General features: G+C 62.3%; 15 protein-coding genes. 10 read left to right on the top strand and 5 right to left on the bottom strand.

Annotated features, from left to right (window positions below; translation table 11 throughout):
- Positions 1-33 precede the first annotated feature (33 nt).
- From glmS to CQ050_RS22375, 3 genes are all read left to right on the top strand, one after another.
- Complete coding sequence (glmS, locus tag CQ050_RS22385; protein WP_105559014.1) at positions 34-1866, top strand: glutamine--fructose-6-phosphate transaminase (isomerizing); 1833 nt, start codon at positions 34-36, stop codon at positions 1864-1866.
- Positions 1867-2077: 211 nt separating this feature from the next.
- The gene (locus tag CQ050_RS22380) at positions 2078-2338 is read left to right on the top strand and encodes a helix-turn-helix domain-containing protein (RefSeq protein ID WP_105559013.1); all 261 of its coding nucleotides are present in this window, start codon (positions 2078-2080) and stop codon (positions 2336-2338) included.
- A gap of 43 nt (positions 2339-2381) precedes the next feature.
- Positions 2382-3695 (top strand): type II toxin-antitoxin system HipA family toxin, encoded by a 1314-nt coding sequence (locus CQ050_RS22375; RefSeq protein WP_233214231.1) that lies wholly within the window; start codon positions 2382-2384, stop codon positions 3693-3695.
- 23 nt (positions 3696-3718) lie between these two features.
- On the opposite strand, the gene CQ050_RS22370 is transcribed toward CQ050_RS22375, so the two are convergent.
- Together CQ050_RS22370 and CQ050_RS22365 are read right to left on the bottom strand one after the other, a co-directional pair.
- A complete protein-coding gene (locus CQ050_RS22370) occupies positions 3719-4627 on the bottom strand; it encodes a response regulator transcription factor (protein WP_105559011.1) in 909 nt (302 codons plus the stop codon).
- Positions 4596-7988 carry an ATP-binding protein gene (locus tag CQ050_RS22365; RefSeq protein ID WP_105559010.1) on the bottom strand — a complete coding sequence of 1131 codons (3393 nt, stop codon included), beginning with the start codon at positions 7986-7988 and terminating at the stop codon, positions 4596-4598. Before CQ050_RS22365 ends, CQ050_RS22370 begins: the two co-directional genes overlap by 32 nt.
- Positions 7989-8183: 195 nt before the next feature.
- Between CQ050_RS22365 and urtA the strand changes: the two genes are divergently transcribed.
- Genes urtA through CQ050_RS22330 form a run of 7 tightly spaced genes read left to right on the top strand, consistent with a single transcriptional unit; the run spans position 8184 to position 14597 of the window.
- The gene (gene urtA / locus CQ050_RS22360) at positions 8184-9446 is read left to right on the top strand and encodes an urea ABC transporter substrate-binding protein (protein WP_105559009.1); all 1263 of its coding nucleotides are present in this window, start codon (positions 8184-8186) and stop codon (positions 9444-9446) included.
- Between the two features lie 54 nt (positions 9447-9500).
- Entirely contained in the window at positions 9501-10418 is a 918-nt protein-coding gene (gene urtB, locus CQ050_RS22355; protein ID WP_105559008.1) for an urea ABC transporter permease subunit UrtB, read from the top strand.
- Between the two features lie 9 nt (positions 10419-10427).
- The gene (gene urtC, locus CQ050_RS22350) at positions 10428-11549 is read left to right on the top strand and encodes an urea ABC transporter permease subunit UrtC (protein ID WP_105559007.1); all 1122 of its coding nucleotides are present in this window, start codon (positions 10428-10430) and stop codon (positions 11547-11549) included.
- Entirely contained in the window at positions 11546-12289 is a 744-nt protein-coding gene (gene urtD / locus CQ050_RS22345; RefSeq protein ID WP_050448137.1) for an urea ABC transporter ATP-binding protein UrtD, read from the top strand. The genes urtC and urtD overlap by 4 nt, the downstream gene beginning before the upstream one ends.
- A 14-nt stretch (positions 12290-12303) precedes the next feature.
- Positions 12304-12996: an urea ABC transporter ATP-binding subunit UrtE gene (gene urtE, locus CQ050_RS22340; RefSeq protein WP_105559006.1), complete on the top strand. Its 693-nt coding sequence runs from the start codon at positions 12304-12306 to the stop codon at positions 12994-12996.
- A gap of 29 nt (positions 12997-13025) precedes the next feature.
- Positions 13026-14255 carry a formamidase gene (fmdA, locus tag CQ050_RS22335; protein WP_105559005.1) on the top strand — a complete coding sequence of 410 codons (1230 nt, stop codon included), beginning with the start codon at positions 13026-13028 and terminating at the stop codon, positions 14253-14255.
- 9 nt (positions 14256-14264) lie between these two features.
- Positions 14265-14597: a zinc ribbon domain-containing protein gene (locus tag CQ050_RS22330; protein WP_105559004.1), complete on the top strand. Its 333-nt coding sequence runs from the start codon at positions 14265-14267 to the stop codon at positions 14595-14597.
- Between the two features lie 265 nt (positions 14598-14862).
- Here the strand turns inward: CQ050_RS22330 and CQ050_RS22325 are convergent, their stop codons facing one another.
- From CQ050_RS22325 to CQ050_RS22315, 3 genes are read right to left on the bottom strand one after another with little or no spacing between them, the layout of a single operon-like run.
- Positions 14863-15777 carry an SMP-30/gluconolactonase/LRE family protein gene (locus CQ050_RS22325; protein WP_105559003.1) on the bottom strand — a complete coding sequence of 305 codons (915 nt, stop codon included), beginning with the start codon at positions 15775-15777 and terminating at the stop codon, positions 14863-14865.
- Between the two features lie 57 nt (positions 15778-15834).
- A complete protein-coding gene (locus tag CQ050_RS22320; protein WP_105559002.1) occupies positions 15835-16668 on the bottom strand; it encodes an NAD(P)-dependent oxidoreductase in 834 nt (277 codons plus the stop codon).
- A 39-nt stretch (positions 16669-16707) separates the two neighbouring features.
- A complete protein-coding gene (locus tag CQ050_RS22315; protein WP_105559001.1) occupies positions 16708-17712 on the bottom strand; it encodes a TRAP transporter substrate-binding protein in 1005 nt (334 codons plus the stop codon).
- Between the last annotated feature and the right edge of the window lie 18 nt (positions 17713-17730).

The raw sequence follows: 17730 nt of genomic DNA, 5'->3' as shown, positions 1-17730 counted from the left end.
GCGTCGGTACACGAACTTAGCGGAGTCTCTCCTATGTGCGGCATTGTTGGCGCCGTCGCCCAGCGCGACATCACCCCGATCCTCGTTGAAGGCCTGAAGCGGCTGGAATATCGCGGCTACGATTCCTGCGGCGTCGCCGTCTACGCCGACGGCCATCTGCGCCGCACGCGCAGCACGCAGCGCGTGGCCGAACTGGCCGAGCAGGTCGCCGAAGACAAGGTGCAAGGGTTCACCGGCATCGCCCACACCCGTTGGGCCACGCACGGCGTGCCGGCCACGCACAACGCCCATCCGCACTTTTCGCACCTGGGCAACGACGAGCCGCGCATCGCGCTGGTCCACAACGGCATCATCGAGAACCACGACGAACTGCGCGCCGAGCTGCAGGCCGTGGGCTATGTCTTTGAAAGCCAGACCGACACCGAAGTCATCGCGCATCTGGTGAATCACCTGTACGCCGGCGACCTGTTCGAAGCCGTGCAAAACGCCGTGCGCCGCCTGCATGGCGCCTACGCCATCGCCGTGTTCTGCCGTGACGAACCGCACCGCGTCGTTGGCGCGCGCCAAGGTTCGCCGCTGGTGGTGGGCGTGGGCCAGAATGAAAACTTCCTGGCTTCTGACGCGTTGGCCCTGGCGGGCACCACCGACCAGATCATTTACCTGGAAGACGGCGACGTCGTCGACCTGCAGCTGTCGCGTGTCTGGATCGTGGACGCCGCTGGCAAGAACGTGGACCGCGAAGTGCACACCGTGCACGTGCACACGGGCGCCGCCGAACTCGGGCCTTACCGCCACTACATGCAGAAAGAAATCTTCGAGCAGCCGCGCGCCGTCGGAGATACCTTGCAAGACATCGAAGCCATCACGCCCGAGCTGTTCGGCGACGATGCCTTCAAGGTCTTCAAGGACATCGATTCGCTGTTGATCCTGGCTTGCGGCACCAGCTACTACGCGGGCCTGACCGCCAAGTACTGGATCGAGTCCATCGCCAAGATCCCGGTCGCCGTCGAAATCGCCAGCGAATACCGCTATCGCGACAGCGTGCCCAACCCGCGTTCACTGGTGGTGACGATCTCGCAGTCCGGCGAAACCGCCGATACGCTGGCCGCGCTGAAGCATGCGCGTTCGCTCGGCATGGAAAACACGCTGACCATCTGTAACGTGTCCACCAGCGCGATGGTGCGCGAGTGCAAGCTGTCCTACATCACGCGCGCCGGCGTTGAAATCGGCGTGGCGTCGACCAAGGCCTTCACCACGCAGCTGACCGCGTTGTTCCTGCTGACGCTGACGCTGGCGCAAGCGCGCGGCCGCCTGAGCGACGAACAGGAAGCCGAGCACCTGAAGGCGCTGCGCCACCTGCCCGTGGCCATCGGTTCGGTGCTGGCACTGGAACCGCAGATCATGGCGTGGGCCGACCGCTTTGCCTCCAAGGAAAACGCTCTGTTCCTGGGCCGCGGCATGCACTACCCGATCGCGCTGGAAGGCGCGCTGAAGCTGAAGGAAATCAGCTACATCCACGCCGAAGCGTACCCGGCCGGCGAACTCAAGCATGGCCCGCTGGCGCTGGTGACGGAGCACATGCCCGTCGTGACCATCGCGCCCAAGGACGAGCTGCTGGAAAAGCTGAAGTCCAACATGCAGGAAGTGCGCGCGCGTGGCGGCGAGCTCTATGTGTTCGCCGACGCCGACAGCAAGATCCAGAGCGCCGAAGGCATGCACGTGATCCGCATGCCGGAGAACTACGGCAAGCTGTCGCCGATCCTGCACACGATCCCGCTGCAACTGCTGTCGTACCACACGGCATGCGCGCGCGGCACGGACGTGGACAAGCCGCGGAATCTGGCGAAGAGCGTGACGGTGGAGTGAAGCGGCGAAAATTCACCGGTCGTGAAAACTTGAAATAAAGTCGGTCGCAAGGCTAATCGTCGCGCGTAGCGCCGCCTGGGGCGTTTTACAGCTTCCGAGTTGTAAAACGTCAATACAATCCCCGCATTGTATTTGTTCTTTACAACCTAAATTGAGTATTTCGATTTTACTCAACATAATTTGTAAATCAGCAAAACAACGTGAGGCCTGTATGCCCGATTTCACCGTCCGCACGGCGGAGCAGCTGCCAGCGCTGCTCCAGGGTTTTCGCAAACAGTCCGGCCTGACCCAAGCGGATACGGCTATGCGCCTGGGCGTCAGCCAGCAGGCCTTGTCTAATCTCGAGCGCCATGCCGACAAGGTCAGCGCCGACCGCCTGCTGGAGCTTCTGAGCATCCTGGGCGTCGAGCTCGTGCTGCGCAAGACCAGCGAATCGCCGTCGCCCAAGGCGTCGGCTGGCCCAAGCTGGTGAGCCCATGGGTCGACGCTCACACACCCGCACCCTGAATCTCTGGATGAACGGCGAATTCGTCGGTACCTGGAGCGTGCAACCGCATGTCGGAGAAGTCCTGCAATATGCCGACGCCTGGGTGGCTTCCGAGCAGGGGCGCCCGCTGTCGCTGTCCCTCCCCTTCACCCCGGGCAATCCCCCGCACCGTGGCGAAGCCGTGCGCACCTACTTCGAAAACCTGCTGCCGGACAGCAAGGAAATCCGCGAGCGCGTCGCACGTCGGTACCAGGCCGGCTCGACCAACTCGTTCGCCCTGCTGGCTGAAGTTGGTCGGGACTGCGTCGGCGCGCTGCAGGTGGTGCCGGGCCCCGAGGCGCCGGACGGCGTTCAAGAGGTGAACGCGGTTCCGATGACCGACGCCGAGATCGCCCAGCTGCTTCGCAACACCCTGGCGCCAGGCCCTCTGGGCCGCAACGCCGCCGAGGATGAAGACTTTCGCATCTCCATTGCCGGAGCACAGGAAAAGTCGGCCATGCTCTGGTACGACGGGCGGTGGTGCCGGCCGCATGGCGCGACACCGACCACTCACATCTTCAAGCTGCCGCTGGGCCTGGTCGCAAACATGAAGTTCGACTGGAGCGACTCAGTCGAAAACGAGTGGCTGTGCTCCGAAGTCCTGCGCGCCTACCAAATGCCGGTGGCGCGCACCGAGCCCCTGATGTTTGAGGACATGAAGGTGCTGGCGGTCGAGCGCTTCGACCGAATGTGGTGGGAGAACGTAGAGGGCAAGCGCTGGCTCGTCCGGCTGCCGCAGGAAGACATGTGCCAGGCGACGGGAACCCCGCCGCATTCGAAGTACGAGTCCGACGGCGGGCCGGGTGTGCGCCAAATCATGAAGCTGTTGGCCACGTCGCGCGCTCCTGACCGCGACCGTCGCACGTTCTTCCAGGCCCAGGTCCTCTTCTGGATGCTGCGTGCCACGGATGGCCACGCGAAGAACTTCAGCATTTTCCTGCGCCAGGGCGGCACCTACGAACTCACCCCGCTGTACGACGTGCTTTCGGCTTACCCCGTCATCGGCAAGGGGGCGGATCAGCTGTCTCCGTACGACGCCAAGATGGCCATGGCCGTGCGCTCGGAAAACCCCCTCCGTGTCATGCGCGACATCCTGCGTCGGCACTGGATTGCCGTGGGCACCGAGCATGGCGTAGTGAATCACGACGGTAAGGGGGTGGAGCATGTCATTGACGACCTGGTGGCGCGCACGCCCGAGGTCGTGAAGACCGTCCGCGCGCTACTGCCGGCTGGATTCCCCATGCACGTGGCCGACTGCATCCTCGACGGCCTGCAAGAGGCCGCCGACAAACTGGCACGTTAGCGCCAGAGGACCCGCGGCGCGCTTCAAAAGGCATCCCCGTGCCGCACCGCCAGCGCCGCCGCCGCCGCGCGCGTTTCCACGCCCAGTTTGACGTAGATGTGTTCCAGATGCTTGTTCACCGTTCGTGACGCCATGCCCAGAATCTCGGCGATATCCCGATTGGTTTTCCCCTTGGCCAACCAGCGCAGCACATCGGCCTCACGCGGCGTCAGACCGTAGGCCGGCGCCAACGGCGCCTTCTCCTGCAACAGCAGCAACGTCTCGCCGCTACGCCGTGATGCCGACAGACTCAGGGTCAAACGCCCTCGCGCACTGACAATTACCAAGGGTTCAGCCGCCGGTCCGGCCGCCAGATTGACTGCCACCCAATCCGCCAAGGGCACCGGCAGGTCTGCCGCATCCTCCGTGCAACCAAAATACGCTGCCAGCCAGATCCGCGCTTTGCCCGTCTTCCAGATCGGCAGTCCGCGCGCATCCAGCGCCACCACGGCTCGCGCCGCCGCATCGATCGCATCAAAGGCCGCCGACAGGCTGCGCGCATTGCGCAAATGCGTTCGCAGCCTGGCCACTACCACATCCGGGTCCAGCGGCTTGGTCACATAATCCACGCCGCCCACTCGAAACCCCTTCAACACGTGCTCGGGCTCGGTCAGGCCCGTCATGAACACCACGGGAACATCTCCCGCCGCCGGATGCGCTTTCAGGCGCGCGCAGGTCTCGAACCCATCCATCCCCGGCATCACCGCATCCAGCAGCACGATATCCGGCACCACGAAATCCACCCGTTCTATCGCCGACTGGCCGTCGGTTGCCACTAGCACCTGATAACCCGCTGCATCCAATGCGGTGGAGAGCATTTTCAGATTGTCCGGCGCATCATCGACCAGCATGACGAGGTTCTTATCGGGCGTGGGCATGGTGACGCTGTACATGATGTTTGAGCACTTGATTGAATTCACTCAGTTGAAACTCGCCCGCCAGCGCCCGCAGATGCATCGTCAGTTCGCGTGCTTCGGCCCGGCGGCCCTGTATTTCTTCCAGCTTGGCCTGTATGCCCTTGATGTAGCCCATGGCGCCCAGTTCCAGCAGCGCCTCGGCATCCTCGCGCTCCAGTGCCACCCGATGCAGATCCCCCGCCGGCAGCGCCGCTTCCACCTGCGCCACCTGCCAGTCCAGCTTGAGCAAACTGCCGAGTTGATTCAGCAAATCATCAACCATCACGGGCTTGGCAATGAACGCGTCATGCCCGCTTTGCGCCGGGTCTTTCGGATCCAGCCCCAGGATATTGGCGGACAGCATCACGATGGGCACGGCCACGCCTTCATCACGCAGGCACCGCAGGACTTCCCATCCCGTCATGACCGGCATGGACACGTCCATCAATATCAGGGCCGGCCGCAGCGTATGCACGCAGGCCAGGCAAGCGGCGCCATGCGGCGCCTCGTGGACCTCGAAGCCCAGCGGCTCCAGCAGGTCGCGCACCAGGCGTCGCTGTGAAGGCTGGTCATCCACCGTCAGGATCCGCAGCCGCTCGCCGCGATAGCCCACCACCAGCCCCGACGGTCGGGCATCGCGGCGCGGCGAGCGCACCTCCGGCAAAAACAACTTGAGCGTGAACACACTGCCGCGGCCGACGGCGCTGCGCACCGTCAACTCGCCGCCCATGATGCCGGTCAGCATTTGGCAGATGGTCAGGCCCAGGCCCGTGCCGGAATCGGCCTGCTCGACCGCCGCCCAGCTGCGTTCAAAGGGCAGAAAGATGCGTTCCAGATCTTCGGCCGGTATGCCTCGGCCGCTATCCTCTACTTCGAACAACACCATATCCGCCGCCGACTTCACGCGCATCGACACGTGTCCTTCCGACGTGAACTTCAGCGCATTGCTCAGCAGGTTGATCAGAATCTGCCGCAGCCGCTTTTCGTCGATATGCACGATGGACGGCAGTTCCGCCGCTTCATAGCGAAAGATCAGCCCTCTGAGGGTGCTCTGCGGCCGGAACATCTGCACGATCTGCTCCAGAAACGCCGGCAAGCGCAGTTCGCTGTTCTCCAACCTTAGCCTGCCCGCCTCGATGCGCGCGATGTCCAGCAAACCATCGATCAGGCCGATCAAGTGCTTGCCACTGCGATGAATCACATCGATGGCCTCACGCCGCGCCGGTGGCAGGCCCGGGTCGCGCTGCAGAATCTGCGCGTAACCCAGAATGCTGTTCAAGGGCGCGCGCAACTCATGGCTCATGCCGCCCATGAAGCGGCTCTTGGCCAGGTTGGCGCTTTCGGCCGCTTCCTTGGCCTGTTGCAACTGCGCGTCGGTCTGCTTGTGCGCCTCGATTTCGCGCAGCAGCAAATGGGTCTGACGATCCGATTCCTCTTGCGCCACGCGTCGGCTTTCGTGCGCCAGCACCAGCCACCAGGCCACCACGCCGCCGATCAGCAACAAGGCGGCATACAACTTCAAGAAGGTTGGCCGCAAACCCGTGGGGGCCAGGCCGGCCCGCATGTGACTGGCGTATTCCTGGTAGTAGATCAAGCCCAGAATACCGGCTAGCAGCGAGCCCATTCCCGCCACGATCAAGAGGTAGTGGCCCAGGCGGCTATGCAGCAGCGGTGTGACCCGCGCCGGCAACAGCCAGCCCAAGACCGCCTGCACCTGATCCTTCAAACGTCCCTGCTGTTTGCAGCGATCCTGGCAGCGGGCATCCAGCGTGCAGCACAAGGAACAGATGGCACCGTTATAGGCCGGACAATGCGCCATGTCAGGCTGCTCGAAACGGTTGGCGCAGATCACGCAGACATGATCCGAACCCGCGACATCGACCGGCGTGCGCGCCAGGTTGTAGCGCCCGCGCGTGCGCCAGGCGATGACAGGCGCGCAGACAAAAGCCGCCAGCAAGGCCACAAAGGGCGACAACGCCTGCGCCAGCGCGCCCGCCGTGCCCGGAAACACGCCGGCAAAGGCCAGCAGGCCCAGCGTCATGGCGATCAGCATGCTGCCCACGCCGACCGGGTTGATGTCATATAAATAGGCGCGACGAAACTCGATCCGCTTCGGCGACAGACCCAGCGGCTTGTTGATCACCAGATCTGCCACCAGCGCCCCGATCCATGCCAGCGCAACGTGCGAGAACACCGCCAGCACGTGCTCCAACGCGCCAAACACGCCCATCTCCATCAGGACCACGGCGATCAGCACGTTGAACACCAGCCACACCACCCGGCCCGGATGGCTGTGCGTGATGCGGGCAAAGAAGTTGGACCAGGCCAGCGAGCCGGCATAAGCATTGGTCACATTGATCTTGACCTGCGAGACCACCACAAAGGCCGTTACCAGAGCCAGTGCCAGGCCGGGATCGCTGATGACATAGGTATAGGCCGCCAGATACATATGGGTGGGGTCCCCCGCTTTGTCGGCGGGCGCTCCCAGGGACAGGGCCAGCCAGGCCAGAAAGGCGCCGCCCAGAATCTTTGCCGCGCCCGGCAAAATCCAGCCCGGACCCGCGCAGATAAGGGCGAGCCACCAGCGTCTGCGGTTGGCTGCCGTGCGTTCGGGCAGAAAGCGCAGAAAGTCGACCTGTTCGCCGATCTGCGTCACCAGCGAGGCGGCCACCGCTACCGCCGAGCCAAACATCAGCAGATTGAAATTGCCGCCCCGGCCGTCATAGCCCGGAAACCGCAGAAACTCCTGCAAGGTCCCGGGATCCCGGAAGGCGATGAAGGCATAGGGCAAGAGCAGCAGCACCAGCCATATCGGCTGCGTCCATGCCTGCAACCGGCTGATGAAGGTAATGCCGTAAGCCACCATGGGCAGGATGACCACGGCGCACAAGAGATAGCCGATGGACAGCGGCAAGCCGGTGGCCAGCTCGATGGCCAGCGCCATGATGGCCGCCTCAAGCGCAAAAAAGATGAAGGTAAAGGAGGCGTAGATCAGCGACGTAATGGTCGAGCCGATATAGCCAAAGCCCGCGCCTCGCGTCAGCAGGTCCATGTCCAGGCCATGGCGCGCCGCGTAATAGGCAATCGGCAGGCCGGTCAGAAAGGTGACCAGGGCCACGGCGATGATGGCCCAGAAGGCATTGATAAAGCCATAGTTCAGCGCCAGCGCGCCGCCGATGGCTTCCAGCGCCAGGAAAGACACGGCGCCCAGGGCGGTATTGGCGACGCGGAACTCCGACCATTTGCGAAACGACACCGGCGTGAAACGCAGCGCATAGTCTTCCAGCGTCTCATTGGCGACCCAGGTGTTGTAGTCGCGGCGGATCTTGACGATGCGTTGAGGCGCGCTGGCAGACAAATCAGGCTCCGAGGAGTTGGGGATACGTCATTGAACGTAGATGCCGTTGTAACGCCCGGGGGGCAGGCCTGCCTCTACGTCAATCAACGTATGTTGCGCTGCGTCATAGGCTCCTAGTATGCCTTCACCCTCCGGGCTGCGGCATGTGCCGCGCATGCTCGGTTTCCCTGGTCGTGATCCATTGAGGAGTCATCGATGTCTGGCAAAACCCCTTTTGATACTGCCCCGGAATCGCCCTCGCGCCGGCGCCTGGCCCTGGCTTTTGCCTCCCTTCCGCTGTTCGGCATACCGGCGCTGTCGCGCGCGGCTGCCCCGGCCACCTCGGCCATCAACACCACCGGCCTTGCCATTACCGACACCGAAGTCACGGTGGGCCAGTTGCACTCGGCGACCGGCACCATGGCCATCAGCGAAACAGGGTCGATTCAATCCGAGCGCCTGGCCATCGAGCAGATCAATGCCATGGGCGGCATTCTGGGCCGCAAGATCAAGATCATCCAGGAAGACGGCGCTTCCGACTGGCCGACCTTTGCTGAAAAGGCCCGCAAGCTGCTGGTCAGCGACAAGGTCGCCACCGTGTTCGGCTGCTGGACCTCGGCCTCGCGCAAGGCGGTCTTGCCGGTGTTCGAGAAAGAAAACGGCCTGCTCTACTACCCGACCTTTTATGAAGGCCTGGAGCAATCCAAGAACGTTTTCTATACCGGCCAGGAGGCCACGCAGCAGATTCTGTCCAGCCTGGACTGGTTGTCGCGCGAGAAGAAAGCGCGCTCGTTCTACCTGATCGGCTCTGACTACATCTGGCCGCGCACATCAAACAAGATTGCCCGCAAGCATATCGAGAACGTGCTCAAGGGCGAAGTGGTCGGCGAGGAATACTACCCGCTGGGCCACACGCAATTCGGCTCGCTGATCAACAAGATCAAACTGAAAAAGCCCGATGTTGTGTTCGCCGTGGTGGTGGGCGGCAGCAATGTGTCTTTCTACAAACAGCTCAAGGCGGCTGGCGTCACCAGCGGCAAGCAAAAGCTCTTGACCATCTCGGTGACCGAAGACGAATTGCTGGGAATCGGCGGGGAAAACGCCGAGGGTTTCTGGTCGTGCATGAAGTACTTCCAGAGCCTGGACAACGCCAACAACAAGAAATTCGTCGAAGCCTTCAAGGCCAAGTACGGCGCCAACGCCGTGATCGGCGATGTGACCCAGGCAGCCTACCTGGGCCCCTGGCTGTGGAAGATGGCGGTGGAAAAGGCCGGCAGCTTCGATGTCGACAAAGTGGTCGCCGCCTCGGCCGGCCTGGAATTCAAGGAAGCGCCCGAAGGCTACGTCAAGATCGACCCCAACCACCACCTGTGGAGCAAGACCCGCATCGGCCAGATTCGCAAGGACGGCCAGGTTGACGTGATCTTCGAAACCCCGGAACTGATCAAGCCCGATCCCTTCCCCAAGGGCTATCAGTAATCACCTCGATCCGGGCGCCGCGCGCGGCGCCCTTTTCACTGCCGGGAGCCATCCATGGAATCCTTTTCCGAACTCGGGGCCATCCTGCTGATGCAGGGCTTCAACGGTTTATCGGTCTTCAGCGTGCTGTTGCTGATGGCCTTGGGCCTGGCGATCATCTTTGGCCAGATGGGCGTCATCAACATGGCCCATGGCGAGTTCCTGGCGGTGGGCGCCTATTGCACCTATCTCTGTTCCGAACTGGTCCAGCAGTACGCGCCCGGCTTGATGCCGGCCTACTTCTTCATCGCCATCCTGTTGGCCTTTGCCGTGACTTTCGGCCTGGGTTGGCTGGTCGAATGGTTGATGATCCGTCATCTCTACCGTCGGCCACTGGACACGCTGCTGGCGACCTGGGGCTTGTCGCTGGTGTTGCAGCAAACGCTGCGCTCGCTGTTCGGCCCGCGTGAAGTCAGCCCCACGCTGCCCGACTGGCTGATGGGTTCCTGGCAGCCGCTGGACGGCGTGGATATCCCCATCAATGGCCTGTTCGTCATGTCCATCAGCATCCTGCTGACCGGCGGGCTGCTCTTGGCCTTGTTCCGCTCGACCTGGGGCCTGCATGTGCGCGCCACGGTGCAAAACCGCGCCATGAGCGGCGCGGTCGGCATCGATACGAAGCGCGTGGACCGCGTGACGTTCTCGCTGGGTTGCGGTATTGCCGGTATTGCCGGCGCGGCCTTCACGACCATCGGTTCCACCGGCCCGACCAGCGGCTCGCTCTACATCGTCGACACCTTCCTGACGGTGGTGTTTGGCGGCGCGGCCAGCCTGTTCGGCACCATCGCGTCGGCCTTCGTCATTGCGCAGACGCAATCGATCTCGGAGTTCTTCATGACGGGGTCGATGGCAAAAGTGCTGACCCTGTCGGCCATCGTGATCATTCTGATGCTGCGCCCGCAAGGCCTGTTCAGCATCAAGGTACGCAAGTAGGGGCGCATCATGCAGAAATTCTTTCGCAATGTCGTGGGTGGGCGCGAAGGGCTGGCCGGGCTGGTGATTCTGGCGCTGCTGCTCTTTGTGGTGTTTCCGCTAGGCCTGGACGTCTTCCGGCTCAATCTCATTGGCAAATACCTGTCCTATGCCTTTGTCGCGCTCGGCCTGGTGCTGTGCTGGGGCTATGGCGGCATCCTGAGCCTGGGCCAGGGGGTGTTTTTCGGCTTGGGCGGTTACTGCATGGCCATGTTCCTGAAGCTGGAAGCTTCGACGCCGGAGGCCACCAAAATTCAGTCCACGCCCGGTATTCCCGACTTCATGGACTGGAACCAACTGACCTCGCTTCCCTGGCTCTGGGTGCCGTTCAAAAGCTTCTGGTTCACCTTGATGGCGGTACCGGTGCTGCCTTGCCTGCTGGCGTTGATCCTGGGCGCGGCCATGTTCAAGCGCCGCGTGGGCGACACCTATTTCGCCATCGTGACGCAGGCCGTGGCCCTGATTCTGTCGGTGCTCATCATCGGCCAGCAAGGCTGGACGGGCGGCGTCAATGGCATCACCGATCTGAAGACGCTGCTGGGCTGGGATATCCGCACCGACAGCGCCCGGCTGGTGCTGTATTTCATCAATGGCGTGCTGCTGTTTGCCTGCATCCTGTTCGGCCGCTACCTGCTCTCGTCCAAGCTGGGCAAGCTCTTGATGGCCATGCGCGACAAAGAAGAACGGGTGCGCTTCTCGGGCTATGACGTCGCCAGCTTCAAGGTCTTTGTCTTCTGCGTGGCCGCCGTGTTCTCGGCCATCGGGGGGGCCATGTTCACCTTGCAGGTCGGTTTCATGTCGCCCTCCTTCGTGGGTATCGTGCCCTCCATTGAAATGGTCATCTTCGCCGCGGTTGGCGGCCGCCTGTCCCTGCTGGGCGCGGTCTACGGCACGCTGCTGGTCAACTTCGGCAAAAGCTATTTCTCCGAGGCATTCCCGCAGCTGTGGCTGTTCCTGATGGGTGGCCTGTTCATTGCCGTCGTGATGGCCTTCCCCAACGGGCTGGCGGGTCTGTATCACCAATATGCCCAAAAACGCCTGGCGCGCAAAGCATCGCGCCGGCAGGCGGATGGCGCCACGGAGGCCGCATGAACCCATCCGAGTTCGCGTTGTACGTCGAAGGCCTGACCGTCTCGTTCAACGGCTTTGTCGCCGTCAACGACCTCAACCTGTATGTCGATCAGGGAGAGCTGCGCGTGATCATCGGCCCCAATGGCGCCGGCAAGACCACGCTGCTGGATCTGATCTGCGGCCGCACCAAGGCTACCGCCGGCTCCATCCGCTTCAAGGACACCGAGCTGACCGGCCTGGCCGAGTATGAAATCGTGCGCGCCGGCGTGGGCCGAAAATTCCAGACCCCCTCTATCTACGAAACCCTGTCCGTTCGCGAAAACCTGGAAGTGTCGTTCCCGGCCGGGCGCAGCGTGTTTGGCGCGCTGACCTTCCGGCGTAGCGCGGCCGTGATCGAACGGGTCGAGCAGGTGGCCGAAGAGATTTTTCTTGCCGATCATCTGGACCGCTCGGCGGAGTTGCTCTCGCACGGCCAGAAGCAATGGCTGGAAATCGGCATGCTGCTGATGCAGGAGCCCGAGCTGATGATGCTGGACGAACCAGTGGCCGGCATGAGCGTGTCCGAGCGTGAGCGCACCGCCGAACTGCTCAATCGAATCAGCCGCAATCGATCGCTCATCGTGATCGAGCACGACATGGAATTCGTGAAGAACATCGCGCACAAGGTCACGGTGCTGCACCAGGGCCGTGTGCTGGCCGAGGGCAGCATGGACAAGGTGCAGTCCGATCCGCGCGTGGTTGAAGTCTATCTCGGCCACTGAGGCCAGGAGGCAATATGTTCAATATCGCTGGCCTGGTTTCAGGCTATGGCCAAAGCAAAGTCATCCATGGTGTCGACCTGGCCGTGGCGTCCGGTGAAATCGTCGCCGTGATGGGGCGCAACGGCATGGGCAAGACCACGCTGTTCAAAACCATGATGGGCTTGCTGCCCACCATGCAGGGCTCGATCTCGCTGGACGGCAAGGCGCTGGAACGGCTGGAGAGCCATCAGCGCGTGCGCAACGGAGTGGCTTACGTGCCGCAGGGCCGCATGATCTTTCCGACGCTGACCGTTGAAGAGAACATCCGTACCGGCATGCGCGGGCGGGCACTGCGCGACACCATTCCGGAAGACATCTACGCCCTGTTTCCGGTGTTGCACGACATGCGCGGCCGGCGTGGCGGCGATCTGTCGGGCGGGCAGCAACAGCAGCTTGCCATTGCACGCGCCCTGGTCACCAACCCGCGCGTGCTGCTGCTGGACGAGCCCACCGAAGGCATACAGCCGTCCATCATCAAGGACATCGCCCGCAGCCTGCTGGAAATCCGCAAGCTGCGCAATCTGGCCATCGTGGTGTCCGAACAAGTCTTGAGTTTCACCATGCAGATCGCCGACCGGCTCATCGTGATCGACAAGGGCCGCTTCGTGCACGAAGACCCGCGCGAGCGCGTTGACGAGAAGACGATCAGCAAATACCTGTCTGTCTGAAGTCGTTGTCCATCTTAAAGGAGCATGACATGCCTGAAACCCTGATCAAGGTCGACCTGGCCCAATCCCCCTACGAAAACGAAGGCGTGCACAATCGCTGGCATCCCGATATTCCCATGGCGACGTGGGTCAAGCCGGGCGATGATTTCGTGCTTGAAACCTACGACTGGACGGGCGGCGCGATCAAGAACGATGACGATGCCTCTGACGTGCGCGATGTGGACCTGTCCACGGTGCACTTCCTGTCCGGCCCGGTCGGCGTCGAAGGCGCCGAGCCCGGTGACCTGCTGGTGGTGGACTTGCTGGATATCGGCGCCAAGCAGGAAAGCCTGTGGGGTTTCAATGGCTTTTTCAGCAAGAACAATGGCGGCGGCTTTCTGACCGAACACTTCCCCTCGGCGCAAAAGTCGATCTGGGATTTTGAAGGCATGTTCACGACCTCGCGCCATATCCCTGGCGTGCGCTTCGCCGGCCTTATCCATCCGGGCTTGATCGGCTGCCTGCCGGATCAGGCATTGCTGGACACGTGGAATGAGCGTGAACAGAAGCTGATAGACAGCGACCCCGAGCGCGTTCCGCCCCTGGCCAATCCGCCGGCGCCCAAGACGGCGCACATGGGCAAGCTCAAGGGGGCCGAGCGGGATCGCGCTGCCGCCACCGGTGCACGCACCGTACCGCCGCGCGAGCACGGCGGCAATTGCGACATCAAGGATCTGTCGCGCGGTTCCCGGGTGTTCTTTCCCGTCTACGTCAACGGTGGCGGCCTGTCGGTGGGCGACCTGCACTTCTCGCAGGGCGATGGCGAGATCACCTTCTGCGGCGCCATCGAAATGGCGGGCTGGGTGCATATGCGGGTGTCGCTCATCAAGGGCGGCATGGCCAAGTACGGCATTCGCAATCCCATCTTCAAGCCCAGCCCCATCACGCCCAACTACAAAGACTATCTGATCTTCGAAGGCATTTCGGTCGATGAAGGCGGCAAGCAGCACTATCTGGACGTGCACATCGCCTATCGCCAGGCCTGCCTGAACGCCATTGAGTACCTGAAGAAGTTTGGCTATTCCGGCGCGCAGGCGTACTCGATTCTGGGCACGGCGCCGGTGCAGGGCCACATCAGCGGCGTGGTGGACATTCCCAATGCCTGCGCGACGTTGTGGCTGCCGACCGAGATCTTCGACATCGACATCCAGCCCAATGCGCTGGGCGACGTACCGCAGATAACGCGTGGTATGGACATGCCCATCGCCAAAGACCTTTGAGGAGCCGCCATGCCGCTCTATGACTATCGCTGCCAGGACTGCGGCGAGTTCGCCGTCCTGAGGCCCTTGTCGCAATGGCGTGACCCCGCGCCTTGCCCCGATTGCGGTGGCGCCTGCGAGCGCTTCGTCAGTGGCGCGCCAGCGGTCTCGGCGCTGTCCTCGGCAATGAATCGAGCCCGCGCGGTCAACGAACGCGCCGCACATGAACCTCGCAGCACCCGCAGCGGCCACGGCATGGGTTGCGGTTGTTGCTCAGGCGCCAAAGCCACGGGCCGATCACGCCAGACCGCCGACGGCGGCAAAACCTTCGCGGGCGCCCGGCCGTGGATGATCAGTCACTGAAAGCGGGCAGCGACGGGCGCAGGTTCCGAGTGCGCTGGCAAGCTGGACGGACAGGCGGCTGCCGTCCGCTTGCCAATTAGTCCATCTGAATGTTTGCGTGCTGGATGACGGGCGTCCATAGCTTCAACTCACCCGCCATGATCTTGGCGGGTTCTTTCAGGTGATTGATCGATCCTATCCCGGCCGATCCCATGTTGATCGCGTCTGGATGGGCTCTCGCATACGCTACGAACTGAATTCGCCTCGCACTTCTGCCAAGGGGCGGTCAAACACCCGAATACATGACTCGGCCGGCAATGGGCATCGGAGCCCGCAGGATGGATCCCGATTCGGACTCGGTGATGTAAAGCGCTTTTCGGTCCGGGCCGCCGAAGGCGATATTGGTCGTCAATGCACCCAGTGGCGAATTGATGCGCAACATGGGTTCGCCCCGGTTGCTGAAGAGCCAGACCGCACCCAGCCCCACATGTGCCACGGCCAGATTGCCGTCTTCATCAATGGCGAGACCGTCGGGACCGCCGCCGCCGGACATCTGGATGAACGTTCCGACCTTGGTTACGTTTCCTTCCCGGGTCAGGGGCACGCGCCAGATCGCATTCGCGCGCGTCACCGCGACATAGAGTACGGATTCGCTTGGGTCCAGCACCAGGCCGTTGGGGCTCGGGATGTTGTCCAGCAGACAATCGACACGGCCGTCGGCCCGGCGCCGGAAGACCCGGCCCGTCTGGTCGTGCCAGCCGGTCAGCCCTTGATCGGTGAAATACAGATCGCCGTTGGACGCGAACACCAGGTCGTTCACCGCTTTAAGGCGTTCGAGGTGGACGCGTTCGAGCACAGGCGTGGCGTCGCCCGTCGCGGGGTCGAGCTGCATGATGCCGCGCGCGTAATCCGCGATGAAGATACGCCCGTCCCGGTGGATCTTCAGACCGTTGGGTTCGCCGGCGTACTCGGCGATCAGTTCGAACTCGCCTTGTGCATCCACTCGAAACACGCGACCCCAAGGCACATCCACGCAATACAGGCGGCCTTGTGCGTCAAAGGAAGGTCCTTCCAGCAGGGAATGCGGTGGCTGGTTGCCCGGCTGGTAGCGGTGCCATTCGGACGTGCCTTCCGGCTTGCGGAAGGCATCGGGCAGGCGGGCGAACACTTCGGCTTGAATGGCAGGCGGTGCGGCGTACATGGTGTCCCGGCAGTGAGTTGTTTACGGGGGGATGGCAGCGCTTTCTACAAGGGCGTCTCAGGAAATCCTGTCGGTGGTGCCGATGAACTCCAGAGGGCAGTAGAAGCCGCCATGAAACTGGGCGGCGATGGGGTCCTCGGGGATATCCTGGGCGAGTATTTCCGCCGCGAAGATTTCGGAGTCGTCTTGCGGCTCGTACCCAAGAAACTTCACATTGGAGTTGTCCCACCGGTTGCGTAGATTGTTCGACACGCCATAGATCACGGCGAAGTGGTAGGCCTCGTGCTCGATGCAACGGCGCGCCAGCTGCGCCATGTCCCGGTGGCTGAGCCAGGTAAGGAGTTGGCGGGCTTCACTTGGGCGATCGGGCGTGCGGAACGTGCCGATCCGCAGGCAGGCGACAGACATGCCGTACTTGTCGGCATACATCCGGCCCAGAGCCTCGCCGAACACTTTCGATACGCCGTACAGGGAGTCCGGTCGGGGTTCCACGGTGTTGTCCAGGAATTTCTCCCTGCGGTGATAGCCCACGGCATGGTTTGAGCTGGCGAAAATCACGCGTGGCACGTTCTGGCGACGAGCGGCTTCGAACACGTTGTAGCAGCCATCGATATTCATCGGCAGGATCTTGTCCCAGGTGTCCACGCCTGGAATCCCGGCCAGGTGCACGACACAATCCATGCCTTCCATGCAACGCGCGACAGAATCCATGTCGCGCACATCCAGCGTGCAGATTTCCTCGCCCGCTTGCGCGGGTTCCTGTACGGCGATGTCAGCCAGGCGCAACAACGCATAGCGGCCGCGCAGCTGCTCTCGCAGGCACTTTCCGATGTTCCCCGCCGCGCCGGTGATCAGCACCCGCAGGCTTTCAGCTTTGGTGAAATGAGTCATCGCTCTCTTCCTTTCTTTTCCCGGATGGCGGGGCATGGATTATTTCTTGGCCGTGGCCGTGGCCGTGGCCTTGGCGGCGATCACGGCGTCATAAAGCGCCTGGCCGTTAGGTGCATCGCCGACCAGCTTCTTCACAACCGGCCGGGTAGCCTGCACCAGCGAATCGATGTCGCTGGGATAGACCACCGTGACGCCCTTTTCGGCCATGGTCTTCATGCCTTCGTCGTAGACCTTTTTGTAATAGTCGCGGGCATAGGCCATGGCTTCATCGGCCGCCTCCTTCACCATTTTCCGCTCGCTGTCGGAGAGCGAGTCCCAACGCGTCTTGGACATGACCAGCAGCGCCGGATGGATATTGATGTGCGTCATGTTGAAGTACTTGGACACCTCGATGAACTTGTCGGACACGAATTGGTCCGGGGTGGTCTCACCGCCGTCGATGACCTTTTGCTGCAGCGCCAGGTACAGTTCGGAATACGCCATCGGGGTGGCCTGCGCACCCAGCGTTTTGTAGCTTTCGACGTATCCCGGTGACTGAATCACGCGAATCTTCATGCCCTTCAGATCGCCAGCGGAATTGACGGCCCGGTTGCCAAAGACATTGCGTTCGATGGCGGAAAACCAGCCCAGACCGACGAGGCCATACTTAGGCAGAATGTCCATGAACTTGTCGCCCACGGGGCCGGCCAGGATTTCATTGGCTTGCTGCACGTTGTCAAACAGGAAAGGCGTGTCAAAAACCAGAAACTCCTTCACCACATTGTTCAAGGCGGGTTGACCGGTGACGAACAGGTCCGTCGCGCCGGCCACGGCACCTTGGATCATGGTGAGTTCGCCGCCTAATTGCGAATGGGGAAATACCGTGACGTTGATTTTCCCGTTTGATTTCTCTTTGAGGATATCGGCGAATTTCTGCGTGCCGACGTGGAACGGGCTGTCCGTCGTCAGCGTGTGGCCCACATCCATGTTCAATGCATAAGAGGGCGCCGATAGCAGCAAAAGGCTGAGGGATCCGGCTCCAATGATCTTCTTGAGCATGCGCATTGCTTGTCTCCTGGGTGA

Origin of the sequence: Achromobacter sp. MYb9, from assembly GCF_002975275.1 — a bacterium.
In the GTDB taxonomy this organism is placed as follows: Bacteria; Pseudomonadota; Gammaproteobacteria; order Burkholderiales; family Burkholderiaceae_B; genus Achromobacter.
The sequence above is the reverse complement of the archived record's forward strand: the minus strand, read 5'-3'. Positions and strand labels throughout refer to the sequence as shown.

Excerpts from the sequence above, each read along its gene's own strand:
- glmS (WP_105559014.1), top strand. The coding sequence starts at position 34 with ATGTGCGGCATTGTTGGCGCCGTCGCCCAGCGCGACATCACCCCGATC.
- CQ050_RS22380 (WP_105559013.1), top strand. The coding sequence starts at position 2,078 with ATGCCCGATTTCACCGTCCGCACGGCGGAGCAGCTGCCAGCGCTGCTC.
- CQ050_RS22375 (WP_233214231.1), top strand. The coding sequence starts at position 2,382 with ATGAACGGCGAATTCGTCGGTACCTGGAGCGTGCAACCGCATGTCGGA.
- CQ050_RS22370 (WP_105559011.1), bottom strand. The coding sequence starts at position 4,627 with ATGTACAGCGTCACCATGCCCACGCCCGATAAGAACCTCGTCATGCTG.
- urtA (WP_105559009.1), top strand. The coding sequence starts at position 8,184 with ATGTCTGGCAAAACCCCTTTTGATACTGCCCCGGAATCGCCCTCGCGC.
- urtB (WP_105559008.1), top strand. The coding sequence starts at position 9,501 with ATGGAATCCTTTTCCGAACTCGGGGCCATCCTGCTGATGCAGGGCTTC.
- urtC (WP_105559007.1), top strand. The coding sequence starts at position 10,428 with ATGCAGAAATTCTTTCGCAATGTCGTGGGTGGGCGCGAAGGGCTGGCC.
- urtD (WP_050448137.1), top strand. The coding sequence starts at position 11,546 with ATGAACCCATCCGAGTTCGCGTTGTACGTCGAAGGCCTGACCGTCTCG.
- urtE (WP_105559006.1), top strand. The coding sequence starts at position 12,304 with ATGTTCAATATCGCTGGCCTGGTTTCAGGCTATGGCCAAAGCAAAGTC.
- fmdA (WP_105559005.1), top strand. The coding sequence starts at position 13,026 with ATGCCTGAAACCCTGATCAAGGTCGACCTGGCCCAATCCCCCTACGAA.
- CQ050_RS22330 (WP_105559004.1), top strand. The coding sequence starts at position 14,265 with ATGCCGCTCTATGACTATCGCTGCCAGGACTGCGGCGAGTTCGCCGTC.
- CQ050_RS22325 (WP_105559003.1), bottom strand. The coding sequence starts at position 15,777 with ATGTACGCCGCACCGCCTGCCATTCAAGCCGAAGTGTTCGCCCGCCTG.
- CQ050_RS22320 (WP_105559002.1), bottom strand. The coding sequence starts at position 16,668 with ATGACTCATTTCACCAAAGCTGAAAGCCTGCGGGTGCTGATCACCGGC.
- CQ050_RS22315 (WP_105559001.1), bottom strand. The coding sequence starts at position 17,712 with ATGCGCATGCTCAAGAAGATCATTGGAGCCGGATCCCTCAGCCTTTTG.